Origin of the sequence: Flavobacterium collinsii (genome assembly GCF_902804485.1) — a bacterium.
GTDB lineage: Bacteria > Bacteroidota > Bacteroidia > Flavobacteriales > Flavobacteriaceae > Flavobacterium > Flavobacterium collinsii.
Genome location: NZ_CADCST010000058.1, coordinates 14031 through 34934 on the forward strand (window position 1 = coordinate 14031; position 20904 = coordinate 34934).

Here is a 20904-nt window from a genome sequence, read left to right on the forward strand (position 1 = left end):
TCATAAGTGAGCATGATTAATATAAGGAAATTTGCAGCGATAGATATTGGATCCAATGCCATGAGGCTACTGATATCAAATGTTGTAGAACAAGATGGAAAAGAACCGCAGTTTAACAAAAGTTCACTTGTTCGTGTGCCAATTCGTTTGGGACAAGATGCCTTTACCGTAGGAGAAATTTCAGCAGAGAATATAGATCGAATGGTAGATGCTATGAAAGCATTTAACCTTTTGATGAAAGTACATAAAGTAGAACGTTATATGGCGTTTGCAACTTCGGCGATGCGCGAGGCATATAATGCGAAGGAAGTTGTAGCTTTGATCAAGAAAAAAGCCGACATAAAAATCGAAATTATTGATGGTAAAAAAGAAGCTGCAATTATAGCTTCTACAGATTTACATCATTTACTAAAAACAGATGAAACTTATCTTTTTGTGGATGTAGGAGGAGGAAGTACCGAATTTACTTTGTTTTCTGATGGAAAAATGATCAATTCCAGATCTTTCAAAGCCGGAACCGTTCGTTTGTTAAATAATATGGTACACGATGTGGTCTGGGATGAAATCGAAAAATGGATCAAAACCAATACCGAAGATTATGAAGAAGTAACTTTGATCGGTTCGGGAGGAAACATCAATAAATTGTTTAAAATGTCTGGAAAACAGCAGGAAAAACCACTTTCATACATTTACATCAATTCACAATATGCTTTTTTGAACTCTTTAAGTTACGAGCAAAGAATCGCCGAGTTAGGTTTGAATTCAGATCGCGCCGACGTAATTATTCATGCCACCAGAATTTATCTGAATGCCATGAAATGGAGTGGTGCACGCCAGATTTATGTTCCAAAAATTGGACTTTCAGATGGAATCGTAAAAGCAATGTATTACGGTAAAATTTAGGGATATCAACTAATTTTTTTGCCACGACCCGAGTGATAGCGAACAGATAAAGCATTTTCACGAATTTTCACCCAAAATAAATTCGTGGAAATTTGTGGCGTTTTTTTATTAATACTAAAATTGATTTTCAATGAATAAAACCAGACTTGAGGCTTTTAGTGATGGTGTTTTGGCTATCATTATAACCATTATGATTTTAGAAATTAAAGTACCGGCAGGTCATGAATTCGCCGATTTAAAACCGCTGATTCCTAAGTTTCTAAGTTATGTTCTGAGTTTTGTTTATGTTGGTATTTATTGGAACAATCACCATTATTTAATTCATAGTCTGGGTAAGGTTAATGGAAAAATTCTTTGGGCCAATTTGCATTTACTATTTTGGCTTTCCTTAATTCCTGTGGCAACCGGTTGGATGGGCGAACATAACTTTGCCAAAGCATCTATGGCTTTGTATGGTACTGTCTTATTGTTGTGTTCAATTGCATATTTTATTTTACAGCGCATTATAATTCTCAATGAAGGTGCAAATTCGACCCTGGCAAAAGCGATAGGGCGAGATGTAAAAGGGCATACTTCTTCAGTTTTGTACATTTTAGGAATTGTATTTTCGTTTTATAACGAATGGATTTCGGGGGCAGCTTATTTTATCGTTGCTTTATTATGGCTTATTCCGGACAAGAGAATAGAAAGGATTTTTGCTTCTAAAAATTAATTCATTTCAGGAATATCATGAAATCAGTTTTTCAGTCCATTAAGAATTTGCCGCAGGATGTATTAGATCAGTTAGATGATTTAATTACAGTCCGAAAACTTAAAAGAGGCGATTTTCTATTGAAAGAAGATCAGGTTTGTAATGAAATTGTTTTGATCAAAAAAGGAATTTTAAGATCATTCTTTTTTAATCACCAAGGCAATGAAATAACGAATTGTTTCGCTTTTGAAAATGAATTTATGGGTTCGTTTTCGAGTTTCATAACGCAAAAAGTTGCAGAAGAAAATATTCAGGCACTTACAGATACTGAAATCGAGGTGATACAAAAAGAGGGAATAGAGAAACTTTACAGCTCAAGTATTTACTGGCAGGAAGTAGGTCGTAAAATTGCCGAAATTGAATATGTTACGTTGCAAAAAAGAATGATTTCTTTTCAAAAACTGTCAGGAACCCAGCGTTATGAAGAGCTTTATCAAAATCATAAAAATTACATTCAACAAATTCCACTTCAATATTTGGCCTCTTATTTAGGTGTTACACCAAGGCATTTAAGCCGAATCCGGAAAGCAATTTTATAGGACATTTGTCCGGTTCCTATAAGGAGTTTCCTCGTTATTTTTGTTTCAAACAAATGTACTAATGAGGAAAAATATTTTAATAATTGGTGGAACAGGATTAGTAGGTAAAGTTATTTTACGCATCCTTAAAGGAAGGAATTTTGATTATAAGGTCTTTATCGGGAGCCGTAATCCAGGAAAAACCGGAAGTGCTTTAGTAGTAGATGTGAACAATCCTGACACCTTTACTGCAATTACAGATCATAAGATCGATTTGATTGTAATGTGCGCAAAAGATAGTAGTAATAAAATCTTGCAGTTTGCTATACAAAAAGGTCTGGATTATCTTGATATTACAAAACCGACTCCGGATTTAATGGCTGCATATGATTTTGCTAAAGTGAATAAACAAAAAAATGAAAGCCGGATCGTTTTTAGTTCGGGCTGGATGGGTGGAATTGTCAGTAGTTTGGTTGGTCTTGTTGAACCCGATACTTCTAAAATTAAGGAAACAAATCTGTATATTTATTATTCGATCAAAGATTTGGCCGGGAAAAGCTCTGCCCATTTTTTAGCGGAAAATGTGTGTAAGCCCTTTGTGGTTTATGAGAACGACAAATCTAAAAATGTCAGACATTTTTCTGACTCAGAAAATTTTAATTTTTCATTTGGAATAGGAAAACGACAAGTTTACAATCTTGATGTTCCGGATTTATTCATTTTAAATCAGATTGAAAAAATACCAACCGTTTCGGTTAAGATGACTTATAATTCTAAAATAGTTACGCGTTTCATGGGATATCTCCAAGGACTAAAAGTGTTTAATATCATGTCATTAAAAGAAAGGCAGCTTTTGTTTGGTTCGAGCGGAAAAGGAGATCAAACGATTTTTGAAGTCATAGTTAAAACTCAGAACAAAACAAAGCGCATCAGTTTACAGAGTTTAAAAGGTCAGGCAGAATTAACAGCATTTTCGGCAGTTTTGCATGTCGAAAGGCTATTGAGCGAAAGTGTCGCAGAAGGAATTTACTTTAGCCACCAAATACACTCACCTGCCGAAATTTATGAAGCGTTGACCAGTTACAGCACTATTAGTATTAATATAAGCTAATTGAATATGAAAAAGATTCTTATTATCAATGGTCACCCCAATCCGTCCAGTTTTAATTTTGCACTGGCAGAATCGTATCTCAAAGGAGTAATTGCGTCTAAAGCGGAAGTAGATACGATTACAATTGCGAAGCTCAACTTCAATCCGAATTTACAGTTTGGTTATCAAAAGCGCACCGAATTAGAGCCCGATTTGTTAGAGTCTTGGGAGAAAATAAAAAAAGCAGATCATTTAGTCTGGATTCATCCGGTTTGGTGGGGTGGATTGCCCGCGATTACAAAAGGTTTTATTGATCGGTTGTTTCTGCCGGGTATGGCTTTCCAGTACCGTGAAAACTCGGTTTGGTGGGATAAGTTGTTAAAAGGAAAAACGGCTCATATTATCACGACCTTAGATCAGCCTGGCTGGTACTACAGATTGTTTTATGCAAGACCGAGTGTCAATCAGTTGAGGAAGGCTACTTTAGAATTCTGTGGAATAAAACCTGTAAAGGTGAGTTATATTGGAATTATAAAGATAGCCGATGAATCACAAAGGAAAAAATGGTTGCAAAAAGTATATAATTTCGGGGTGCAGCATAAATAAAAACTAGGTGTGTAAATCCAATCCAAATGTAGTGCGTAAAAGGTCTATATTTGGGTTGATTTCCATCAGACGATTGTATCGGTCCTGATCGTTAAGACTGCGTTTAACTTCGATCGCTTCATTAACATTAACCTCAATTGTAATATCGTGATTGTGTAAATGTCCTTTTAGATGGCCTAAAAGGCCATGAATCTGACCTTCAAAATCTAGTTTAGAACCTTCATTTGGTAATTCAAAAGTAATAGTTGTGCCGTTTAACTTTGGGTCGTTGATCAACAATAACGACTGCATGATTTTGTGTCCTTTATCGCCTAGACGCTGTGCATATTTGTTCCATTGCACTAACATTTCAGTCTCTGTAAATTCTTCTGTAGGCATTACAGAAGTTGGTTTTACATAAGTTTTATTGGCCGCTTCTAATTCTTTTTTCTTGCGGATGCTTGATAAAGAAAAGGCAGAAACTTTTGGTTCTGTGCTTAATTCAGGTTTTGGAGCTGAAGCTGTTTCGTCGTTTTTTGAAGTTTCGGTTCCGGGTACAGTCGTTTGGGGAGTTTCTGTCTTTGGAGTTTTAACTTCAACGATAGAATATCCGCCATTTTTATAATAAGTGGGAGGAATTATGAATTGCTCAACTTTTTTTTTTCTCCATCAAAATTGATAGAGGCCAACTGCATTAGGCATAACTCGACTAAAAGGCGTTGGTTTTGACTTAGTTTGTACTTTAAATCACAGTCATTGGCAATGTCGATTCCTTTTAACAGAAAATCCTGCGAGCATTTTTGTGCCTGAACTCCATACATTTGCTGGGCTTGTTCACCTACTTCAAGTAAAGCGATCGTAGCAGGAGTTTTACTTACCAGTAAATCTCTGAAATGAGAAGCAAGTCCTGCAATAAAATGATGTCCGTCAAAACCTTTTGCGAGTATGTCGTTGTAGGCTAATAAAACATCCGGAATTTTATTTTCTAAAAGTAAATCGGTGATGCTAATGTAAGTTTCGTAATCTAGAACGTTTAGATTTTCGGTTACGGCCTGACGTGTTAAGTTAGTTCCGCAATACGAAACCACACGATCAAAAATAGATAAAGCGTCACGCATTGCACCATCAGCTTTTTGAGCGATAATGTGCAAAGCATCGTCTTCAAAATTGATTCCCTGACTTGCAGCAACATCTGCTAAATGTTCTTTAGCATCTTTTACCGTAATTCTTTTGAAATCAAAAATCTGACAACGAGATAAAATCGTTGGAATAATTTTGTGTTTCTCTGTGGTAGCCAGAATAAAAATGGCATGTTTTGGCGGTTCTTCCAATGTTTTAAGGAAAGCATTAAAAGCGGCCGAAGACAACATGTGAACCTCGTCAATAATATAAACTTTATATTGTCCGGTTTGTGGCGGGATTCGAACCTGATCGATCAGATTACGAATGTCATCAACAGAGTTGTTTGAAGCAGCATCTAACTCAAAAACGTTAAAAGCAAAATCTTCAGTAGGATCATCATATCCGGGCTGATTTATTTTTCGGGCCAGAATACGCGCGCAGGTTGTTTTACCAACACCACGTGGTCCCGTGAATAAAAGGGCAGAAGCAAGGTGATTGCTGTCTATAGCATTCAGCAAAGTGTTGGTAATGGCTTTTTGTCCCACTACATCCTTAAACGTCTGTGGGCGATACTTACGGGCCGATACTACAAATTGTTCCATGTTCTATTTTATTCGATAGCAAATATAGGCTGAAAATTGCCAAATCACAAATCTGAAATTGATAAATGTTGGAGTTGTTTTTGAGTGTTTTGAATATGAGAAAGTAACGTTTTAGAATTTGAATTTTAGTATTGAAGAAAATGCGAAGAAGTATTTTTTTGCTCTTCATTTTTAACTTTTCGTTATGAAACTGATTTCGACCTATTTGTCAGAATTCAGGTTTAAATTTATATTTTTGATGAAATCCTTTAAGGGAATCTAAAACCAATTAAAATTGCCGGATATGAAATTATTTTTATCGACTTTGCTTTTGGTTACCACATTTATTGTAAAATCTCAAACTACAGCTGCAGGCAGTCCGGTGTATCAATTGCGGATTTATGAGATTTTTGAAAGTAATAAAAATCAGTTCCATGAACGTTTTCGGGATCACGCAATGCGTATCATGAAGAAGTATAATTTTAAAATCACCTCCATCTGGGAATCAAAATCAGACAAAAAAACAGAATTTGTTTATTTTCTGGAATGGCCGGACGAAACTACTATGAAAAAAGCCTGGGAAGGTTTTAAAGCAGATCAGGAATGGATCGCGATTAAAAAAGAATTTACTGCAAAATATGGTGATGTAGTTGGGAATATTGAAGATCGGATTTTGACAAAGACGAATTATTCGCCAAAATGATCTCTGTACTTTTTTCAAGGTCAGTTTAGAGAGTTTATATCCCTAAATTTATAGAAACTACTATTTAGGCAGCTGTATGTTGTGGGTTCTGCTTAAAAGTATTTGAAACGCGCGTCTCGTTGGTAAGTTTAGCCGCAATCTCATTTTAACCCCTTAATTTTTATGAAAAACTATTTATTGGTAATCGCATTTGCATTTTTTTCGTTTACTCTTCAGGCGCAAACCGCTCAGGATTCGCTTGATATCAAACGTGTTGCTTTGGCTTATATCGAGGCACAGCATAATCCGAATCCTAAATTGATGGAAGGTGCTTTGCACCCCAGATTGGTAAAACGATCTGTTTTTAGAAGTAAAGCTGCTAAAAAAGATTATATCTCAGAATACTTTGCAGAGAACATGGTGATTCTGGCAGAGACTTACAATGCAAAAGGGGATAAGTTTCCGAAAAATCCAAGAAAAGAAGTGAAATTACTGGATGTCTCGGCACGAACAGCGTCTGTTAAATTGATTGCTGATGCCTGGATCGATTATATGCACATTGTAAAAACAAACGGAGAATGGAAGATTATAAATGTGCTTTGGCAATACAATGATGTAACGCAGCACGAGTAAATGATTAGATTTTTGTTTAGAGTAAAAATGATAAATTTGTTTTTACTCTAAACAAAAAACATAATTTTCTTATGAAACCAAGTGCCCTAGCCCTGATAGGAGCGGTATCCTTTTTCTTGCTCCTTTAGCAAGGAAAAGATAAAGCGGATAGCAGGATCTCGGCTCCTGGAGATTATCTTCCTTTGATACTTAAATCAGATAAAAACTTTACCGTTTCCTGATCGGAGTCGGCAGAGAAACCTGCGACATAAACTCCTTTTTTTCCTGATGTTGATTTGATTCCGTATACAACTGCCTCATCGCCCGGGTCTGAATTCCCTTCGTATCGATACACATGAACAATTTCAAATTTTTCAGGATTCTTTTTTATCAGGTCTGAGTTTAAGTTAAAATCAAACGTGAATCCTTTTTCATTCAATTGATCTAAAGCTTTTGAAACAGTTGCGTAGTGATACATTCTTGTCATGATAATTGAATTTTAAAATTATGGATTTTAAAGATAACCAATTTAAAATTAAATTGTTATGAAAATGGGCCGAAAATCTAAAATTTAAAATCATTATTCTTAGTAGATAAATCGCTACTTTTGCCCCGCAGACCGCCTTATCGTCGTTCCGATTTATCGGAAGGGAGGAAAGTCCGGACACCACAGAGAAGCATAGCGGGTAACACCCGTCGGCGTTAGTAATAGCGTAAGGACAAGTGCAACAGAAAGTATGTACAGGTAATGCTGTAGTGAAACCAGGTAAACTCTATGCGGTGAAATACCAAGTATATCAGCATTTAAGGGCTTCTCGTCCGTTGTTGAAGGGTAGGTAGCTTGAGTCCTGTAGTAATACAGGATCTAGATAAATGATAAGGCTCTGATTTATCAGAGACAGAATCCGGCTTATAGGTCTGCATTTTTTTTTATTTATGAAACTCTTTTATTCTTTTTTCATAAATGTGACCTCTTCAAAACAATAACACATAAAGTATATCGGATTTACTGTTGCGAAAGCATCGATTTTTTAAAATAAGTGAATTGCTTTTTTTAAAATTGATATTTAGGATTCAAAATTCACGTAATTTGTGATAACCCCTTTTTAATTAATTTATTATGAAAAAAAGAATTGGAATTTTAGGACTTGGTGGAGTGGGCGGTTATTTTGGCGGACTTTTAGCAAAGGCTTATCAGGAGTCTGAAGAGATTGAGATTGTTTTTATTGCACGCGGAACTACTCAGCAGACAATAGCCGAAAACGGACTAAAAATTGTAACCGACGATTCGGAAATGATTGTACATCCAAAATTGGTTTCAAATGATCCGAAAGAAATTGGTGAATTAGATTATTTAATTTGCGCAACAAAGACGTATGACATTGAGGAAAGTCTGCTTTCGCTTCAAAGTTGTATTGTTGCTAAAACGGTTATTCTTCCTTTGTATAATGGAGTTGATGCACCGGAACGCATTCAGAAAATATTTCCTCATAACGATATCTTGCACGGTTGTGTTTATATTATTTCGATGATTACTTTACCGGGAACAATTAGAAAAATGGGATTTTATGAAAAGTTATTTTTTGGTTCTAAAACGGTTTCTTCTTCAAAATTAGAAGAATTGCAGGAGATTCTTCAACAGGCGAAAATTGAAAGTTATTTGGTTGAGAATATCGAAGAAACAGTTTGGGAAAAGTTTATTTTTATTTCGGCACTAGCGTCGACGACTTCGTATCTGAATCAGCATATTGGTGAAATTTTAGATAATGCAGACGCTATGGCGGTCTATGTTGAATTGCTACATGAAATTGATGCAGTAGCTAAAGCAAAAGGGTTAAAGCTGCCGGAAGATATCGTAAATCAAACTATCGTTAAATTAGAAAAATCTCCTCGTGAAGCAACGTCCTCTATGCATAGAGATTTATTGGCGGGGAAGAACACCGAAGCAATTTCGCTGACTAAATTTGTGTTGAACGAAGGGATGAAGTATGGGGTAAAAACACCGCTTTATGAAAAAATTACTAACGTATTGCTTCCTGAGAATTTGTGATCCATTTTGTGCAGTGAACGAAGTAGGTTTTTCTGATGGTAAGAACGATGTTTAAGTAAGAAAAAGAATACTTTTTTAAAGTTTGTTTTTATTGTTTTTATCTTATTTTTGGCACAATTAATTTAACAATCAAAATGAAAAAAAAGTATCTGTTCTTATTTTTATCTTTTCTTATTATCAATGTGATTCAGGCGCAAGATGAAGCACCTTCAGTAGAAAAAAATCAATTCAAAATAAATATGATCTCTCCGGGATTCGTTTATGAGCATGGCTTTACGGCTAAAAATACCCTTTATTCAGAAATTAGCTTAGGAGTTGGTTACAGTTATAGCAGTTTCTATAACGAGTCAAACGTCTATTTTTCCCCGTTAATCAGTGAGCAATTTCGCCATTATTACAATTTAGAAAAGAGAACGAAAAAAGGAAAGAGAACAGCTCATAACTCGGCTAATTTTTTTGCTCTAAATGCCCAGTATAATTTCCGAACGGTTTCGACTAACGAGAGATATAGAGAGCGTGTACCATCAACAACCCTTGCGGTACTTTGGGGATTACAACGAACTTACAATCGAAAATTTAATATGGAATTTAATCTGGGGCCCGGCATAAATATTGATAAATACGATACCGAATTTGTTCCGGTAGCTAATTTTACATTAGGTTGGGTTATTGGAAAATAATCATAAGAATAGAAAAACCTTGATTCGTCAAGGTTTTTCTATTTTAAATTCCAGTCCAATATTTCGAGTGCTTTCAATGCTGATTTTTGGATCGGAATTAAAATATTTTCTAAGTCTGCTAATAAAAACATCCATACTTCGTCCTGAGAAATAATCATCTTTTTTCCAGACCGACATTAAAATTTGATCCCTCTTTAATAACTGGTTATGGTTGAGATATAGATACTCAATAAGAGAAGCTTCCATTTCTGTGAGCTGTTGGACGTGATTTTTATTGTTTAGGGTTAGTCTTTCATTATCAAAGATATAAGAACCAATTTCAATTATACTATTTCCGTTCAGGCTTCTCTTTTGTTCGATTCTTTTTAGAATATTCTGTAAACGCAAAACAAGTTCGTCGACTTCAAAAGGTTTTATGATATAGTCGTCTGCGCCTAGTTTTAATCCAATGATTTTGTCTTCTTTTAACTTTCTTGCTGTTAGAAAAATAAATGGAATTTCGGGGTCAATTGTAATTATTTTTTCAGCCAGTGAAAATCCGTCCAATTTTGGCATCATAACATCAAAAACGCAAATGTCAAAAGCCTGCTTTGCAAAATAGTCTAAAGCTATTTCTCCATTTTCTGCCCAGATTACTTCAAATTGATGCAGTTCTAAATATTGTTTCAAAATTGCCGCAAAATCAGAATCGTCTTCGGCTAAAAGTAATTTTTTCAAAATAAGGGTATTAAACTTTTAATAAAATAGTAAACTGAGTTCCTTTTCCTAAGTCACTCACAACGCTAACAGAGCCCTGATGCGCTTTTATAATTTGATCGACGTAATACAATCCTAATCCTAATCCTTTTGTATTATGAAGATTTCCCTGCTCAACGCGATAGAATTTTTCAAAAAGAAGCGATTGTTTGTTCTTTTCAATTCCTATTCCGTCATCTTCAACACTAATTGAAAATTGATTTTGGTTCAGATTTGTTTTTATTGTAATGGTGTTTGAACCATATTTTGCAGCATTTTCCAAGACATTCAAAAGAGCAGTAGTCAGATAAAATTTGTCCAGAACCAGATTGGTTTTCTGCGTATGAAAATTGGTTTTAATGTCGATTTTAGGATAGGTGATTTTAAAATCATTTACAATCGTAAGAAGGAATTCTTCGGTTTCTATTTTTTCTTTTTGCAATTCGATTCCGTTTTCAGCCAAAGAGTTCGCCATTACCTGATCAATCAAATTCTGTAAACGATTGTTCTGACGTGAAATTGTATTGACAATGGCATTAAAGTTCGCATCATTATCCCGGATGTCTTTTCGCTCTAATATCCTGGTCGAAATGCCTAAAGTCGTCAAAGGTGTTTTCAGTTCGTGTGTAATATTATTGATGAAATCGGTTTTAATATCGTTGGCTTTCTTTTGTTTGATTAAAGCTTTTATGGCAATGAAAAAAAGCGTGATAAGAGTTGCTATAGAAAGTAAAGACAAAATTAAAACGAAAGTCATTCGTCTTAAAATAATCATTTCCCAGTCTATTACTGAAACGTACATCGAATCCTCGGTTAGTAATTTGTAGCCCTTATTTTCAAAAGTTCCGTTAGTAGTTCCAACATAATTCCGTACTAGAAAGGCATGATTTAATGAGATAAGATTTCCGTATAGTTTGTTTTGGATAAAAGGTTTCTCAGAGAAAATGGTGTCTACTTTTTTGGCGTTTTGGTAAAGAACAAATTTATTCAGAACAATGGCAAAATCGATTTTTAAGTTGGGTAAATCTCTTTTGAATTTACGCTGGATTTTTTGTGTTAAAGCATCGCTGTATTCATTTCCGAGAATATAGTTTTTAATCTCAAACTTGCTGTTTTTCCCCTGAATGTAATTTTCGGATAATTGTTGGTAAAGTGCTTCTTTTTTTGCAACGATTACCGAATCTATATCGCTGTAATCATTGGTGATCCCGGCAATTTTATTCTTGATTTCAGTATGAAACTGCGCTACTTTATAGTCATAAGTTGTTTTTACTAAATAGCATTGCACTGTCGATAAAACGATCAGAGCGAGGACAGAAAAGGCTATTAGTAAATTGATTCGTTGTTTCATGAATTGTTTTATTGATACGCTGATCACACAGATTGAACTGGTTTAGGCTGGTTTTATTCAGCTCGTTGTAATTGTTTTAACACATAGAAACATAGTTCTAAATACTGAGAAAGCCGTTTCACTTTAAATAAAACGCATAACACTATGCGAAAGAAATATATTTCTCTTTTATAACCTCTTTTAAAAATAGAAATCTATGTTTCTATGTGTTTTATAATTTTTTAATGACCGAGATGGGATTTATTTACTAAACAGGAGTAAATCCGTGGGCCATTCCCAATTCAAAAATAAAGCTTTTAAGAGACAATAGGCACATTAACCCTGCATTAACCTTCAATTAACTTTCGCAATTCTTTTTTAGAAGCATTTTTGCAGGACTACAATCTAAAATCAAATCCGAAATGAACATTAATTTACTGGTAAAACTTTTTTTAATTCTCTTTTTATTCTTGCTTTCTTTAGAGGGATATGCACAAAACGAAACCCCAAAAGACAGTCTTTCGAATGCATTAAATGAAGTTGTGATTGTCCAGGATAAAAAGGCGTTTACTAATACAAACGGAAATGTAAAAGTAGATGTTGCTAATTCTATTTATAATGCTATTCCGAATACAGTCGATTTACTGGCAAAATTACCAACCGTTCAGGTCAGTTCAGACAGAGAAAGTATTTCGGTTGTGGGTAGAGGAAACCCTCTAGTTTATATTGACAATCAAAAAGTAGGAATGAATGATCTTAATGCTTTGGCTGTAACCGATATTAAAACAATCGAAATCATTCAGAATCCATCTTCTAAATATGAAGCCGAAGGACGTTCCGTAATTTTGATTACCAGGAAGTTTAGTAAAAAAGACAGTTTTAGAACAGAGATTTCAGAGTTGGCTTCTTTTAAGAAAAAGTACAACAATTATCTTGGATTTAATACAAGTTTTAAAAAGAACAAATTGGAGTGGAAAGCCAATTTCAATTACAATCAATTACAACCCTGGGAAAATCACAGTATTGATTATCAAATTCCCAATGCCGAAATCACTTCTAAATATGATGTAACAGCTTACTCTGAAAAAAGGCAGTTTGTTTTTGGTGGCAGTTTGTTTTACAAGATAAATGAAGACGACTATTTTTCTATTAGTGTGAACAGTAAGCTTCAGAAAGATATTTTTCCTATTCATACCATAACCCATAATAAAAACAAAAGTGACGAAAATAACGTGATGACGTATAGTGATAATGATAGTAAAAAGAATTTTGTAAACTCATTTCTGAATTATATGAAAAAAATAAAGGTTATCGATGTACAGGTTTTTACGGGTTTGCAATGGTCTAATTTCGATCAGGGATTGTGGAGTCAGGTTAAAAATAATTATAATGACACCCAATTTGAATGGGCACAGCTTCGGGATCAAAAATTTAATGTGAATGTTTTTTCAGGTAGAATTGATGTGGAAAAGAAGTTTAAAAATGAAATGAAATTTGAAATAGGGGGTCTGTATTCATCTGCAAATTCCAAATCAGATTTTGATCTCTTTTATTATAAAAACAATGCAAACGAACTTAGTCATTATGATTTCAGGGAGCAAAATTTAGCGGGTTATAGCCAGTTCTCAGGAAAGATCAAGAAGGTTGAATTCTCTGTTGGAGTTCGGGTGGAAAATACAAATGTAGACGGAAAATTTAAAACAGATTTATCTCCTTTGATCGATAAAAATTACACTAATTTTTTCCCTAAAGCGCAATTTTCATTTCCAATAGACAGCCTGAAGAGTATTAGTGTTAATTACGCCAGAAGTATTTCGAGACCCAATTATTCTTCATTAAGTCAGGGAACTACTTATATTAATCCTTATTTTTTATATGCCCGAAATATTAATTTAGATCCTACGATTGTAAATGAAATTTCGTCTACTTTTCAATACCGTGATAAATCGATGAAGCTAACGTATTATCAAAATACAAATCCGGTTTATAATAGTTTTTTCTTTGATAAGGAACTAAATATAATGACTTTTAAGGATGTGAATTTCGAGAAAGAGTCCGCCTTGATTCTTGATTTTGAATTGCCTTTTACCTACAGATTCTGGACGACTACAAACTCGTTGGTTTTTGTTTCAGAGAAAATTGAAGACTCTTCGGCAGTATTCGGATCTTCAAAGCCTTATTTTTATTATTACTCCAATAATGAATTTAGGCTTCCAAAAGATTATATATTAGTGGTTGGTTTCAGGGCAATTACAAAACAATACAAAGGAGTTTTTGAAAGAAATGCTAGAGCGGTAGTAGATATGGCTGTTTCTAAAACGTTCTTTAAAAATTGGAGTTGTGCTCTTAATTTTAATAATGCATTTAAAAGTATAAAGGAAGAAGAAGTTTTTACGATTAACAATATCAGTTCAAAAGCAAGGTATTTGCTGGATGATCGGGAGATTTCAGTTTCAGTTCGATATTCTTTTGGGAAAGTGAAAGAATCGGAATTCAAAGGAAAAAGTATAGAGGAGAATTCAGATCGTATAAGATAAGATTGAGATACAGAATTGCCTTTCTGAGCGAAGTTTTAAACTTAAAAAGTCTTGGCTTCGCTCGATATGACAGTGTGAGTTTACAGAGAAAAAATTACCCTTCGTCTTCTTCTGTTATTTTGGTTGACAAATCGTCCGGTAATTCTTCGTCGTCATCGGTTGAGTTCAATTCGAAAAAACTAAAGAAAGATCCTCCGTAGCTTTTTTGAAAAGAAAAATTACTCAAATGATCCATTTTTGTATATTTTGAATGCTCGATAATCATCATACCGTCTTCATGAAGGAGTTCTTTTTCGAAAACCGTTACGACAATCTTTTCAAATGCAGTCTGATCTAATCCGTAAGGCGGATCGGCAAAAACAATATCGTAAGAAGTTTTACAGTTGTCCAGAAACTTGTAAACATCACTTTTAGTTGCAGCGATATCAAAATCGTATTCTGATGAAACCTGCTTGATAAATTTTACACATCCAAAATCACCATCTACAGAGGTAATTGGAGCGCTTCCGCGTGAAGCGAATTCAAAACTGATGTTGCCGGTTCCTGAAAACAAGTCCAGCACCTTTAAACCGTCAAAACTAAAATGGTTGTTCAAAACATTAAACAATGCTTCTTTGCTCATGTCGGTTGTCGGTCTTACAGGAAGGTTTTTTGGCGGAAAGATGCGGCGACCTTTGTATTTTCCTGAAATGATTCTCATGATTGGAATAGGATATAATGTTTTTGATTTTCGGCTGTTGTGAAGCTATTTCTTTGCTGTAAGGTGCTTACATCCAAAAAGGATATATGACGAATGTATTTGTATGCAACGGCATAATACAGATCGTTTTGGTCGATTGTGCCTAATAATTCAAGTTTGAAACTCTCTGGATTCAAACTCAATTGCTCGGCAGTAAAAAGCAAATAATAAATAAAATCTTCGGGTGTCTGGTATTCAAAGGAGTTGAACAGTAATAGTTTTTGATTTTGCACTACAATCACCTCAAAATGCCCATAATTAAAATTAACGACCATTTTTTTATCGTCATTGTTTCTTGAAGCATCCAGAATTTTTTCAACTAAAATACTGTTGGCATGTTTGTAGTCAAAAGCACCAAACTGATCGATGAAAAAATTGTTGATATTGACATACGGTATGTAAACCGCATTCATTTGATATTTTGAAATTTGATCGAAAGCAAAAAAATCAGTTTCAAAAACCTTTGTGTTGTATTGCAGATAACTTCCAAGGTAGTTCTCATCAAATAAAGCCGTTGGAACAAAGGTGGAAAGATTATTATTGTGAATTATCAAAACTTCGTCATAAGTTTCCTGTAGTTCCGGATGGTTTCTAAAAGCATCGCCAAACAGTTCTTCTATTTTGGTCGCTTTGTGAAACGTTTCAAAATGAATTTCTTTTAAAGAAGAGATGGTATTATTTAAAGTATCAAAACAACAAAATGACAATCCGGTCAAGGAAACCTGAATAGAAAGCTTTTTGTATTTTTTTGAAGTGATGTTAGTGTTTTGTAATGACATATTGATTTACAATTCGTTACCTGTTTTACAAGAAAGAATTTTAGGCGACCACAAACTTACAAATTAAAAAGGAACAATAATAATTGCAATTTCAAAAAACAATTTCACTTACATTTTAAAAGAAGGTTAAGAAAAGAATTTTTTTTTGAAAAAGGGAAGCCTTAATTTTCGGAATGAGTTGTAGAGGCGAAATTTTAAATTGGCATTGCCATTAAAAAAGACGAACTTTGTGCCTCAAACTTACCCTATGAATTCAGCATTGTTTTACGGCGTTTTGCAAAAAAGATTTCCTTTTGCTCCAACATACAAACAGGATATTTTTTTTCAAAAAATCGCTATTTTTTTGACCGAACCGGCTAACGATACCATTTTTGTATTGAAAGGATATGCAGGAACGGGAAAGACAACTGTGATTTCGACCATCGTAAACAATTTGGGCGATATCAATAAAAAGTTTGTTTTGCTGGCACCAACCGGACGTGCGGCAAAGGTAATTGCCAATTACTCGAATACGCCTGCATTTACCATTCATAAAAAAATATATTTTCCTAAGAAATCTTCGGGTGGGGGCGTGGCGTTCACCAAACAGCAAAACAAACATAAAAACACCATTTTTATCGTCGACGAGGCTTCGATGATTTCCGATAGTAATTCCGATTCCAAAATGTATGATAACGGATCGCTGCTGGATGATTTGATCTCGTATGTGTATTCAGGAACGAATTGTAAAATGATTCTTTTGGGAGATACTGCGCAGCTGCCTCCGGTTAATTTAGATATTAGTCCCGCTTTGGACACTCACACTTTAGGAATTCATTACGGTAAAGAAATTGAACATATCGAACTCGATGAGGTAATGCGTCAGGAGGAAAGTTCCGGAATTTTGTTTAACGCAACAGAATTAAGGGAGCTGCTGAAAGAGAGTTTTATTACCGAATTTAGATTTAATGTTAAAAGATTCAAAGACATTGTTCGGTTGACCGATGGATATGATATTCAGGATGCTATTAATTCGGCTTACAGTAATTATAGTATTGAAGATACTGCTTTTATTGTCCGTTCGAACAAAAGAGCTAATCAGTACAATGAACAAATTCGAACCAGAATTTTATTTAAAGAAAGCGAGCTGTCGGCAGGAGATTTTCTGATGGTGGTAAAGAACAATTACTTTTGGTTACAGGAAAAAGATGAAGCCGGATTTATTGCGAATGGTGATATTATTGAAGTTTTGGAACTTTTTGGTATCAAGGAGCTGTACGGATTTAATTTTGCAAAGGTAAAAATCAGAATGGTCGATTATCCGGATCAGAAGCCTTTTGAAACGGTATTGATCTTAGATACGATTAAAAGTGAATCTCCATCGTTAACTTATGAAGAGTCCAACCGTTTGTATGAGGAAGTAATGAAGGATTATGAAAACGAAACGACCAAGTATAAGAAGTTTCAAAAGGTAAAAGAGAACGAATATTTTAATGGTTTACAGGTGAAGTTTTCGTATGCTATAACCTGTCATAAATCACAGGGAGGTCAGTGGGATACGGTTTTTATCGAACAGCCGTATTTGCCTAACGGAATCGATCGCGATTATATCAGGTGGTTGTATACCGCTATGACACGTGCTAAAAATAAATTATATTTGATAGGATTTAAAGACGAGAGTTTTGAAGAATGATTAGTTGCCACGAATTTCACAAATTAGCACGAATTGTTTTAAAATCAATAAATTAGTGAAATTCGTGGCTAAAGAAAAATTAGCAAATGACAACACTAAACGATTTACATTCGATTTCGTCTACGTTTTCGAATACAGATAAAATGCCGGTTCTGTTTTTAGGACACGGAAGTCCTATGAATGCGATTGAAGAAAATCAGTTTGTGGCTGGTTTTCGTAATCTAGCGAAAACACTGCCGCAGCCCAATGCAATTTTGTGTATTTCGGCGCATTGGTTTACCAACGGAACCAAAGTGACTTCGATGCAAATGCCAAGAACGATTCATGATTTCGGTGGTTTTCCGCAAGCCCTTTTTGATGTTCAATATCCTGCGAAAGGAAGTCCGGAGTTGGCGCATGAAACTAAAAAAATATTAGAACCGGTTCCAGTAGATCTGGATGAGCACTGGGGATTGGACCACGGTGCCTGGAGTGTAATCAAACATTTATATCCTGAGGCAAATGTTCCGGTGATTCAGTTGAGTATAGACTATACGAAGTCAGGACAGTATCATTTTGAATTGGCTCAAAAATTACAATCCTTACGTCATAAAGGTGTTCTAATTATAGGAAGCGGAAATATTGTGCATAATTTACGAATGGTCGATTTCAGGAATTTTGATAAAGATAATTATGGTTATGATTGGGCAATTGAAGCACGCGAAACAATCAATTCGTATTTGCTGGAAGATAATTTTCAGCCTTTGATTGACTTCGAAAAAATGAATAAAGCAGTTCAACTGGCGATTCCTACGCCAGACCATTATCTACCATTACTTTACACTTTGGGATTAAAAGAAAAATCGGAAGAACTCAGCTTGTTTAATGATAAACTATTAGCTGGTTCTTTGAGTATGACCTCAGTCAAAATAATGTAATACTACTTTAGGGAGGCTAAAGGGAGTGCTATTGCACAGAGATTCACGCTGATTTTAGGAGATTGAACTGATTCAAATTCGTTCGAAATCCTGCAAAGAAAATCTGCGTGAGAAAAATTAAGTCCCCTGCAAAAAAAAACTTTGTGAGTCTCTGTGAAAACTTTGTGAATCTCTGTGGAATAAAGTAATAGCATTATTTTTCCTCTTCTAAGTTGTAAGCATAGAGATAGCCATCGGCGCTTCCAAAATACACCGTTTTGTTACTGATAAATGGAGAAGAAACAATAGCTCCCAGTTTATAAAAATCATCCATTACCTTTTTGCAATTGTCATACAGCGAAAGATCTGCATTACGGCCGGTGTAGGAAAAATCTAAAAGGTCGTTTTTTAATGTAGAAGTGGCCAATTGTTTGCGATTTTCGGTGCTTACGACTTTAGATTTTCCCCCGTTAGAAAGTAAATCCAGACTGAAGAAATTTCCGGTAAAATCGCCAAAATAAACGGTATTACCTGATATGCCAGGCGATCCATAAACATAGCCATTAGTTTTATAGCGGTATTTTTCGGCACCCGTTTTGGCGTCCAGAGCCAATAAAGCATAAGTATCTGAAGTTCCTACATACACGGTGTTGTTCTGGATAACAGCCGTGCTTAAAAACCAGGAATTTTCGGCATCGTATTTCCAGAGTAATTTTCCAGTTTCGGCATCTAAAGCGAAGAAGTAAGGCTCTCTGGCTCCAAAATAAACCTTCCCGTCGGCAACAGCAACAGCGGATTGGATTCCTTTAAAACCCGGTTTTGTTCCGGTTGTAAAACGCCAGACTTCCTTACCGGTTTCGATATTTAGCGCATACAATACAGCATCCCAGCCACCAATATAAATTTTATCCTTATCGATTACCGGAGTTCCGTGTACAGGTTCATTGGTTTTGAACTTCCATTTTAAATCTCCGGTTTTAGCATCCAGTGAGTAAATGTTTCCGTCGCTGCTCCCAAACAGGACAACTGCCTTTTTTCCTTTTTCATAAACTACCGGAGATGATATATAAAAACTCCAGAGATCGTCCATATACTGTGTTGCAGGTTGCATCCCGAACCTGCCGTTTTCTCCCAGCCAGTGTTCACCGCCAGTTTTAAATTTCCAGATTAACTTGCCGTTTTGGGTATTTACGGCATAATAATTTCCGTCAAAACTTCCAAAGAAAACCGAGTTTCCATAAATGCCGGGAGTACTATGAATAGCTCCATTGGTTTTAAATTTCCATTTTGTTTTTCCTGATTTTTCTTCAATAGCATAGAGAAAACCGTCTTCGCTGCCTATATAAACAGTGCCGTCTTTTGCAATTGGAGAGGAGAAAATTTTACCATCAGTTTTGAATTTCCACTTTAGATCAGAAGTAGGTTGATAGCCTTGTCCGTCAAAAACACGATCGGTAAAAGCATTATTTATTTTGGTGTTTTTTTGGCCGAAGGCCGAAGGAATAAAAGTTAAGTTTAATAAAAGTAAGGGCAAAATCAGGTGTTTTTTCATAGTAGTTTTTTTCTCATAAATATAATGTATTTTTTAAATTACTGTTCTTCAGATTTATAAAATGCGGCAAGGAATATTTTTTTTAAACTTATTAATTCTGAATAGTTACATTTGTTTAGAAGTTTATAAAATAAAAATAAAATGAAGATAATAGCTGTAATTCCGGCGCGATATGCATCAACACGTTTTCCTGCTAAACTCATGCAGGATCTTGGAGGAAAATCGGTGATTTTAAGAACGTATGAAGCAACCGTTGCTACAAAATTGTTTGATGATGTATTTGTAGTAACAGACTCCGATTTAATTTATAATGAAATTGTAAATCAGGGCGGGAAAGCTATTATGAGTATCAAAGAACACGAATCCGGCAGTGATCGAATTGCAGAAGCTGTTGCGGGTCTTGATGTGGATATTGTTGTAAATGTACAGGGTGATGAGCCTTTTACCGAAGCCGGGCCTTTAGAACAGGTTTTATCTGTGTTTAAAGACGACAGAGAACGCAAAATAGATCTGGCATCTTTAATGCGTGAGATTACCGATGAAACGGAAATTAATAATCCGAATAATGTGAAAGTGGTAGTCGATCAGTCGCAGTTTGCATTGTATTTTTCACGATCAGTAATTCCATACCCGAGGGATAAAGATGTTGGGGTTCGTTATTTTCAGCATATCGGAATTTATGCGTTTAGAAAACAGGCTTTATTGGATTTTTACAGCTTGCCAATGAAATCTTTAGAAGCTTCTGAGAAACTAGAGCAACTACGCTATTTAGAGTTCGGAAAACGTATTAAAATGGTAGAAACGACACATGTCGGAATCGGAATTGATACTGCCGAGGATTTGGAGAAGGCAAGAGCTATTTTAAAGGATATTTGATTGAAGCAGGTTAATCGGGTAGCTTGTAAAATGTAAAATGTAAAATGTAAAATGTAAAATGTAAAATGTAAAATGTAAAATGTAAAATGTAAAATGTAAAATGTAAAATGTAAAATGTAAAATGTGAGATGTGAGATGTGAAACCCGAAACCTGAAACTAAATAAAAACTCCCCAAAAGAACAAAGTTTCATTTGGGGAGTTTTTTTATAGTAA

Annotated in this window: 22 protein-coding genes and 1 other RNA gene; 15 read left to right on the forward strand and 8 right to left on the reverse strand. The window is 35.0% G+C overall.

Annotated features, from left to right (window positions below; genetic code table 11):
- The first annotated feature begins 12 nt into the window (after positions 1 to 12).
- From FLA105534_RS03005 to FLA105534_RS03025, 5 genes are all read left to right on the forward strand, one after another.
- Positions 13 to 903, forward strand: coding sequence for a Ppx/GppA phosphatase family protein (locus FLA105534_RS03005; RefSeq protein WP_173964570.1), 891 nt, complete (start codon positions 13 to 15; stop codon positions 901 to 903).
- 130 nt (positions 904 to 1033) lie between these two features.
- The gene (locus FLA105534_RS03010) at positions 1034 to 1615 is read left to right on the forward strand and encodes a TMEM175 family protein (protein ID WP_173964571.1); all 582 of its coding nucleotides are present in this window, start codon (positions 1034 to 1036) and stop codon (positions 1613 to 1615) included.
- Between the two features lie 17 nt (positions 1616 to 1632).
- The gene (locus FLA105534_RS03015) at positions 1633 to 2193 is read left to right on the forward strand and encodes a Crp/Fnr family transcriptional regulator (RefSeq protein WP_173964572.1); all 561 of its coding nucleotides are present in this window, start codon (positions 1633 to 1635) and stop codon (positions 2191 to 2193) included.
- A gap of 61 nt (positions 2194 to 2254) precedes the next feature.
- Entirely contained in the window at positions 2255 to 3283 is a 1029-nt protein-coding gene (locus tag FLA105534_RS03020; protein WP_173964573.1) for an NAD-dependent epimerase/dehydratase family protein, read from the forward strand.
- Positions 3284 to 3289: 6 nt separating this feature from the next.
- Positions 3290 to 3868: an NAD(P)H-dependent oxidoreductase gene (locus tag FLA105534_RS03025; RefSeq protein WP_173964574.1), complete on the forward strand. Its 579-nt coding sequence runs from the start codon at positions 3290 to 3292 to the stop codon at positions 3866 to 3868.
- A 3-nt stretch (positions 3869 to 3871) separates the two neighbouring features.
- Here FLA105534_RS03025 and FLA105534_RS03030 read toward each other — a convergent pair whose 3' ends face one another.
- Positions 3872 to 4246: a DNA polymerase III gene (locus FLA105534_RS03030; protein ID WP_246253161.1), complete on the reverse strand. Its 375-nt coding sequence runs from the start codon at positions 4244 to 4246 to the stop codon at positions 3872 to 3874.
- Positions 4247 to 4304: 58 nt separating this feature from the next.
- On the opposite strand from FLA105534_RS03030, the gene FLA105534_RS03035 reads away from it, so the two are divergent.
- Positions 4305 to 4472, forward strand: a complete 168-nt coding sequence (locus FLA105534_RS03035; protein WP_173964575.1) for a hypothetical protein — start codon at positions 4305 to 4307, stop codon at positions 4470 to 4472.
- Between the two features lie 13 nt (positions 4473 to 4485).
- Here the strand turns inward: FLA105534_RS03035 and dnaX are convergent, their stop codons facing one another.
- A complete protein-coding gene (gene dnaX / locus FLA105534_RS03040; protein WP_173964576.1) occupies positions 4486 to 5571 on the reverse strand; it encodes a DNA polymerase III subunit gamma/tau in 1086 nt (361 codons plus the stop codon).
- A gap of 283 nt (positions 5572 to 5854) precedes the next feature.
- Between dnaX and FLA105534_RS03045 the strand changes: the two genes are divergently transcribed.
- Together FLA105534_RS03045 and FLA105534_RS03050 are read left to right on the forward strand one after the other, a co-directional pair.
- On the forward strand, positions 5855 to 6253 hold the full coding sequence (locus FLA105534_RS03045; protein WP_173964577.1) for an NIPSNAP family protein: 399 nt from the start codon (positions 5855 to 5857) through the stop codon (positions 6251 to 6253).
- A gap of 162 nt (positions 6254 to 6415) precedes the next feature.
- The gene (locus FLA105534_RS03050) at positions 6416 to 6865 is read left to right on the forward strand and encodes a nuclear transport factor 2 family protein (RefSeq protein WP_173964578.1); all 450 of its coding nucleotides are present in this window, start codon (positions 6416 to 6418) and stop codon (positions 6863 to 6865) included.
- A 172-nt stretch (positions 6866 to 7037) separates the two neighbouring features.
- On the opposite strand, the gene FLA105534_RS03055 is transcribed toward FLA105534_RS03050, so the two are convergent.
- Positions 7038 to 7331: an SH3 domain-containing protein gene (locus tag FLA105534_RS03055; RefSeq protein ID WP_173964579.1), complete on the reverse strand. Its 294-nt coding sequence runs from the start codon at positions 7329 to 7331 to the stop codon at positions 7038 to 7040.
- 124 nt (positions 7332 to 7455) lie between these two features.
- Between FLA105534_RS03055 and rnpB the strand changes: the two genes are divergently transcribed.
- The 3 genes from rnpB to FLA105534_RS03070 all read left to right on the forward strand — a co-directional run bounded on the left by rnpB (position 7456) and on the right by FLA105534_RS03070 (position 9574).
- Positions 7456 to 7773: RNase P RNA component class A (gene rnpB, locus FLA105534_RS03060), an RNA gene on the forward strand.
- 191 nt (positions 7774 to 7964) lie between these two features.
- Positions 7965 to 8894 (forward strand): ketopantoate reductase family protein, encoded by a 930-nt coding sequence (locus tag FLA105534_RS03065; protein WP_173964580.1) that lies wholly within the window; start codon positions 7965 to 7967, stop codon positions 8892 to 8894.
- A gap of 134 nt (positions 8895 to 9028) precedes the next feature.
- Positions 9029 to 9574, forward strand: a complete 546-nt coding sequence (locus FLA105534_RS03070) for a DUF3575 domain-containing protein (protein WP_173964581.1) — start codon at positions 9029 to 9031, stop codon at positions 9572 to 9574.
- A gap of 27 nt (positions 9575 to 9601) precedes the next feature.
- Here FLA105534_RS03070 and FLA105534_RS03075 read toward each other — a convergent pair whose 3' ends face one another.
- Together FLA105534_RS03075 and FLA105534_RS03080 are read right to left on the reverse strand one after the other, a co-directional pair.
- Positions 9602 to 10291 carry a response regulator transcription factor gene (locus tag FLA105534_RS03075; RefSeq protein WP_173964582.1) on the reverse strand — a complete coding sequence of 230 codons (690 nt, stop codon included), beginning with the start codon at positions 10289 to 10291 and terminating at the stop codon, positions 9602 to 9604.
- Between the two features lie 10 nt (positions 10292 to 10301).
- Positions 10302 to 11660, reverse strand: a complete 1359-nt coding sequence (locus tag FLA105534_RS03080) for a sensor histidine kinase (protein ID WP_173964583.1) — start codon at positions 11658 to 11660, stop codon at positions 10302 to 10304.
- A 401-nt stretch (positions 11661 to 12061) separates the two neighbouring features.
- On the opposite strand from FLA105534_RS03080, the gene FLA105534_RS03085 reads away from it, so the two are divergent.
- Positions 12062 to 14176, forward strand: a complete 2115-nt coding sequence (locus FLA105534_RS03085) for an outer membrane beta-barrel family protein (RefSeq protein WP_173964584.1) — start codon at positions 12062 to 12064, stop codon at positions 14174 to 14176.
- Between the two features lie 94 nt (positions 14177 to 14270).
- On the opposite strand, the gene FLA105534_RS03090 is transcribed toward FLA105534_RS03085, so the two are convergent.
- Positions 14271 to 14876: an RsmD family RNA methyltransferase gene (locus FLA105534_RS03090; protein ID WP_173964585.1), complete on the reverse strand. Its 606-nt coding sequence runs from the start codon at positions 14874 to 14876 to the stop codon at positions 14271 to 14273.
- On the reverse strand, positions 14873 to 15694 hold the full coding sequence (locus FLA105534_RS03095; RefSeq protein ID WP_173964586.1) for a DUF3822 family protein: 822 nt from the start codon (positions 15692 to 15694) through the stop codon (positions 14873 to 14875). The genes FLA105534_RS03090 and FLA105534_RS03095 overlap by 4 nt, the downstream gene beginning before the upstream one ends.
- Before the next feature lie 247 nt (positions 15695 to 15941).
- Here FLA105534_RS03095 and FLA105534_RS03100 point away from each other — a divergent pair, with 247 nt between their 5' ends.
- Positions 15942 to 17366, forward strand: a complete 1425-nt coding sequence (locus FLA105534_RS03100) for an ATP-dependent DNA helicase (RefSeq protein ID WP_173964587.1) — start codon at positions 15942 to 15944, stop codon at positions 17364 to 17366.
- Between the two features lie 86 nt (positions 17367 to 17452).
- Entirely contained in the window at positions 17453 to 18283 is an 831-nt protein-coding gene (ygiD, locus tag FLA105534_RS03105; protein ID WP_173964588.1) for a 4,5-DOPA-extradiol-dioxygenase, read from the forward strand.
- A gap of 193 nt (positions 18284 to 18476) precedes the next feature.
- Here the strand turns inward: ygiD and FLA105534_RS03110 are convergent, their stop codons facing one another.
- The gene (locus tag FLA105534_RS03110; protein ID WP_173964589.1) at positions 18477 to 19814 is read right to left on the reverse strand and encodes an outer membrane protein assembly factor BamB family protein; all 1338 of its coding nucleotides are present in this window, start codon (positions 19812 to 19814) and stop codon (positions 18477 to 18479) included.
- Between the two features lie 141 nt (positions 19815 to 19955).
- On the opposite strand from FLA105534_RS03110, the gene kdsB reads away from it, so the two are divergent.
- A complete protein-coding gene (gene kdsB / locus FLA105534_RS03115; protein ID WP_173964590.1) occupies positions 19956 to 20690 on the forward strand; it encodes a 3-deoxy-manno-octulosonate cytidylyltransferase in 735 nt (244 codons plus the stop codon).
- The last annotated feature ends 214 nt before the right edge of the window (positions 20691 to 20904 follow it).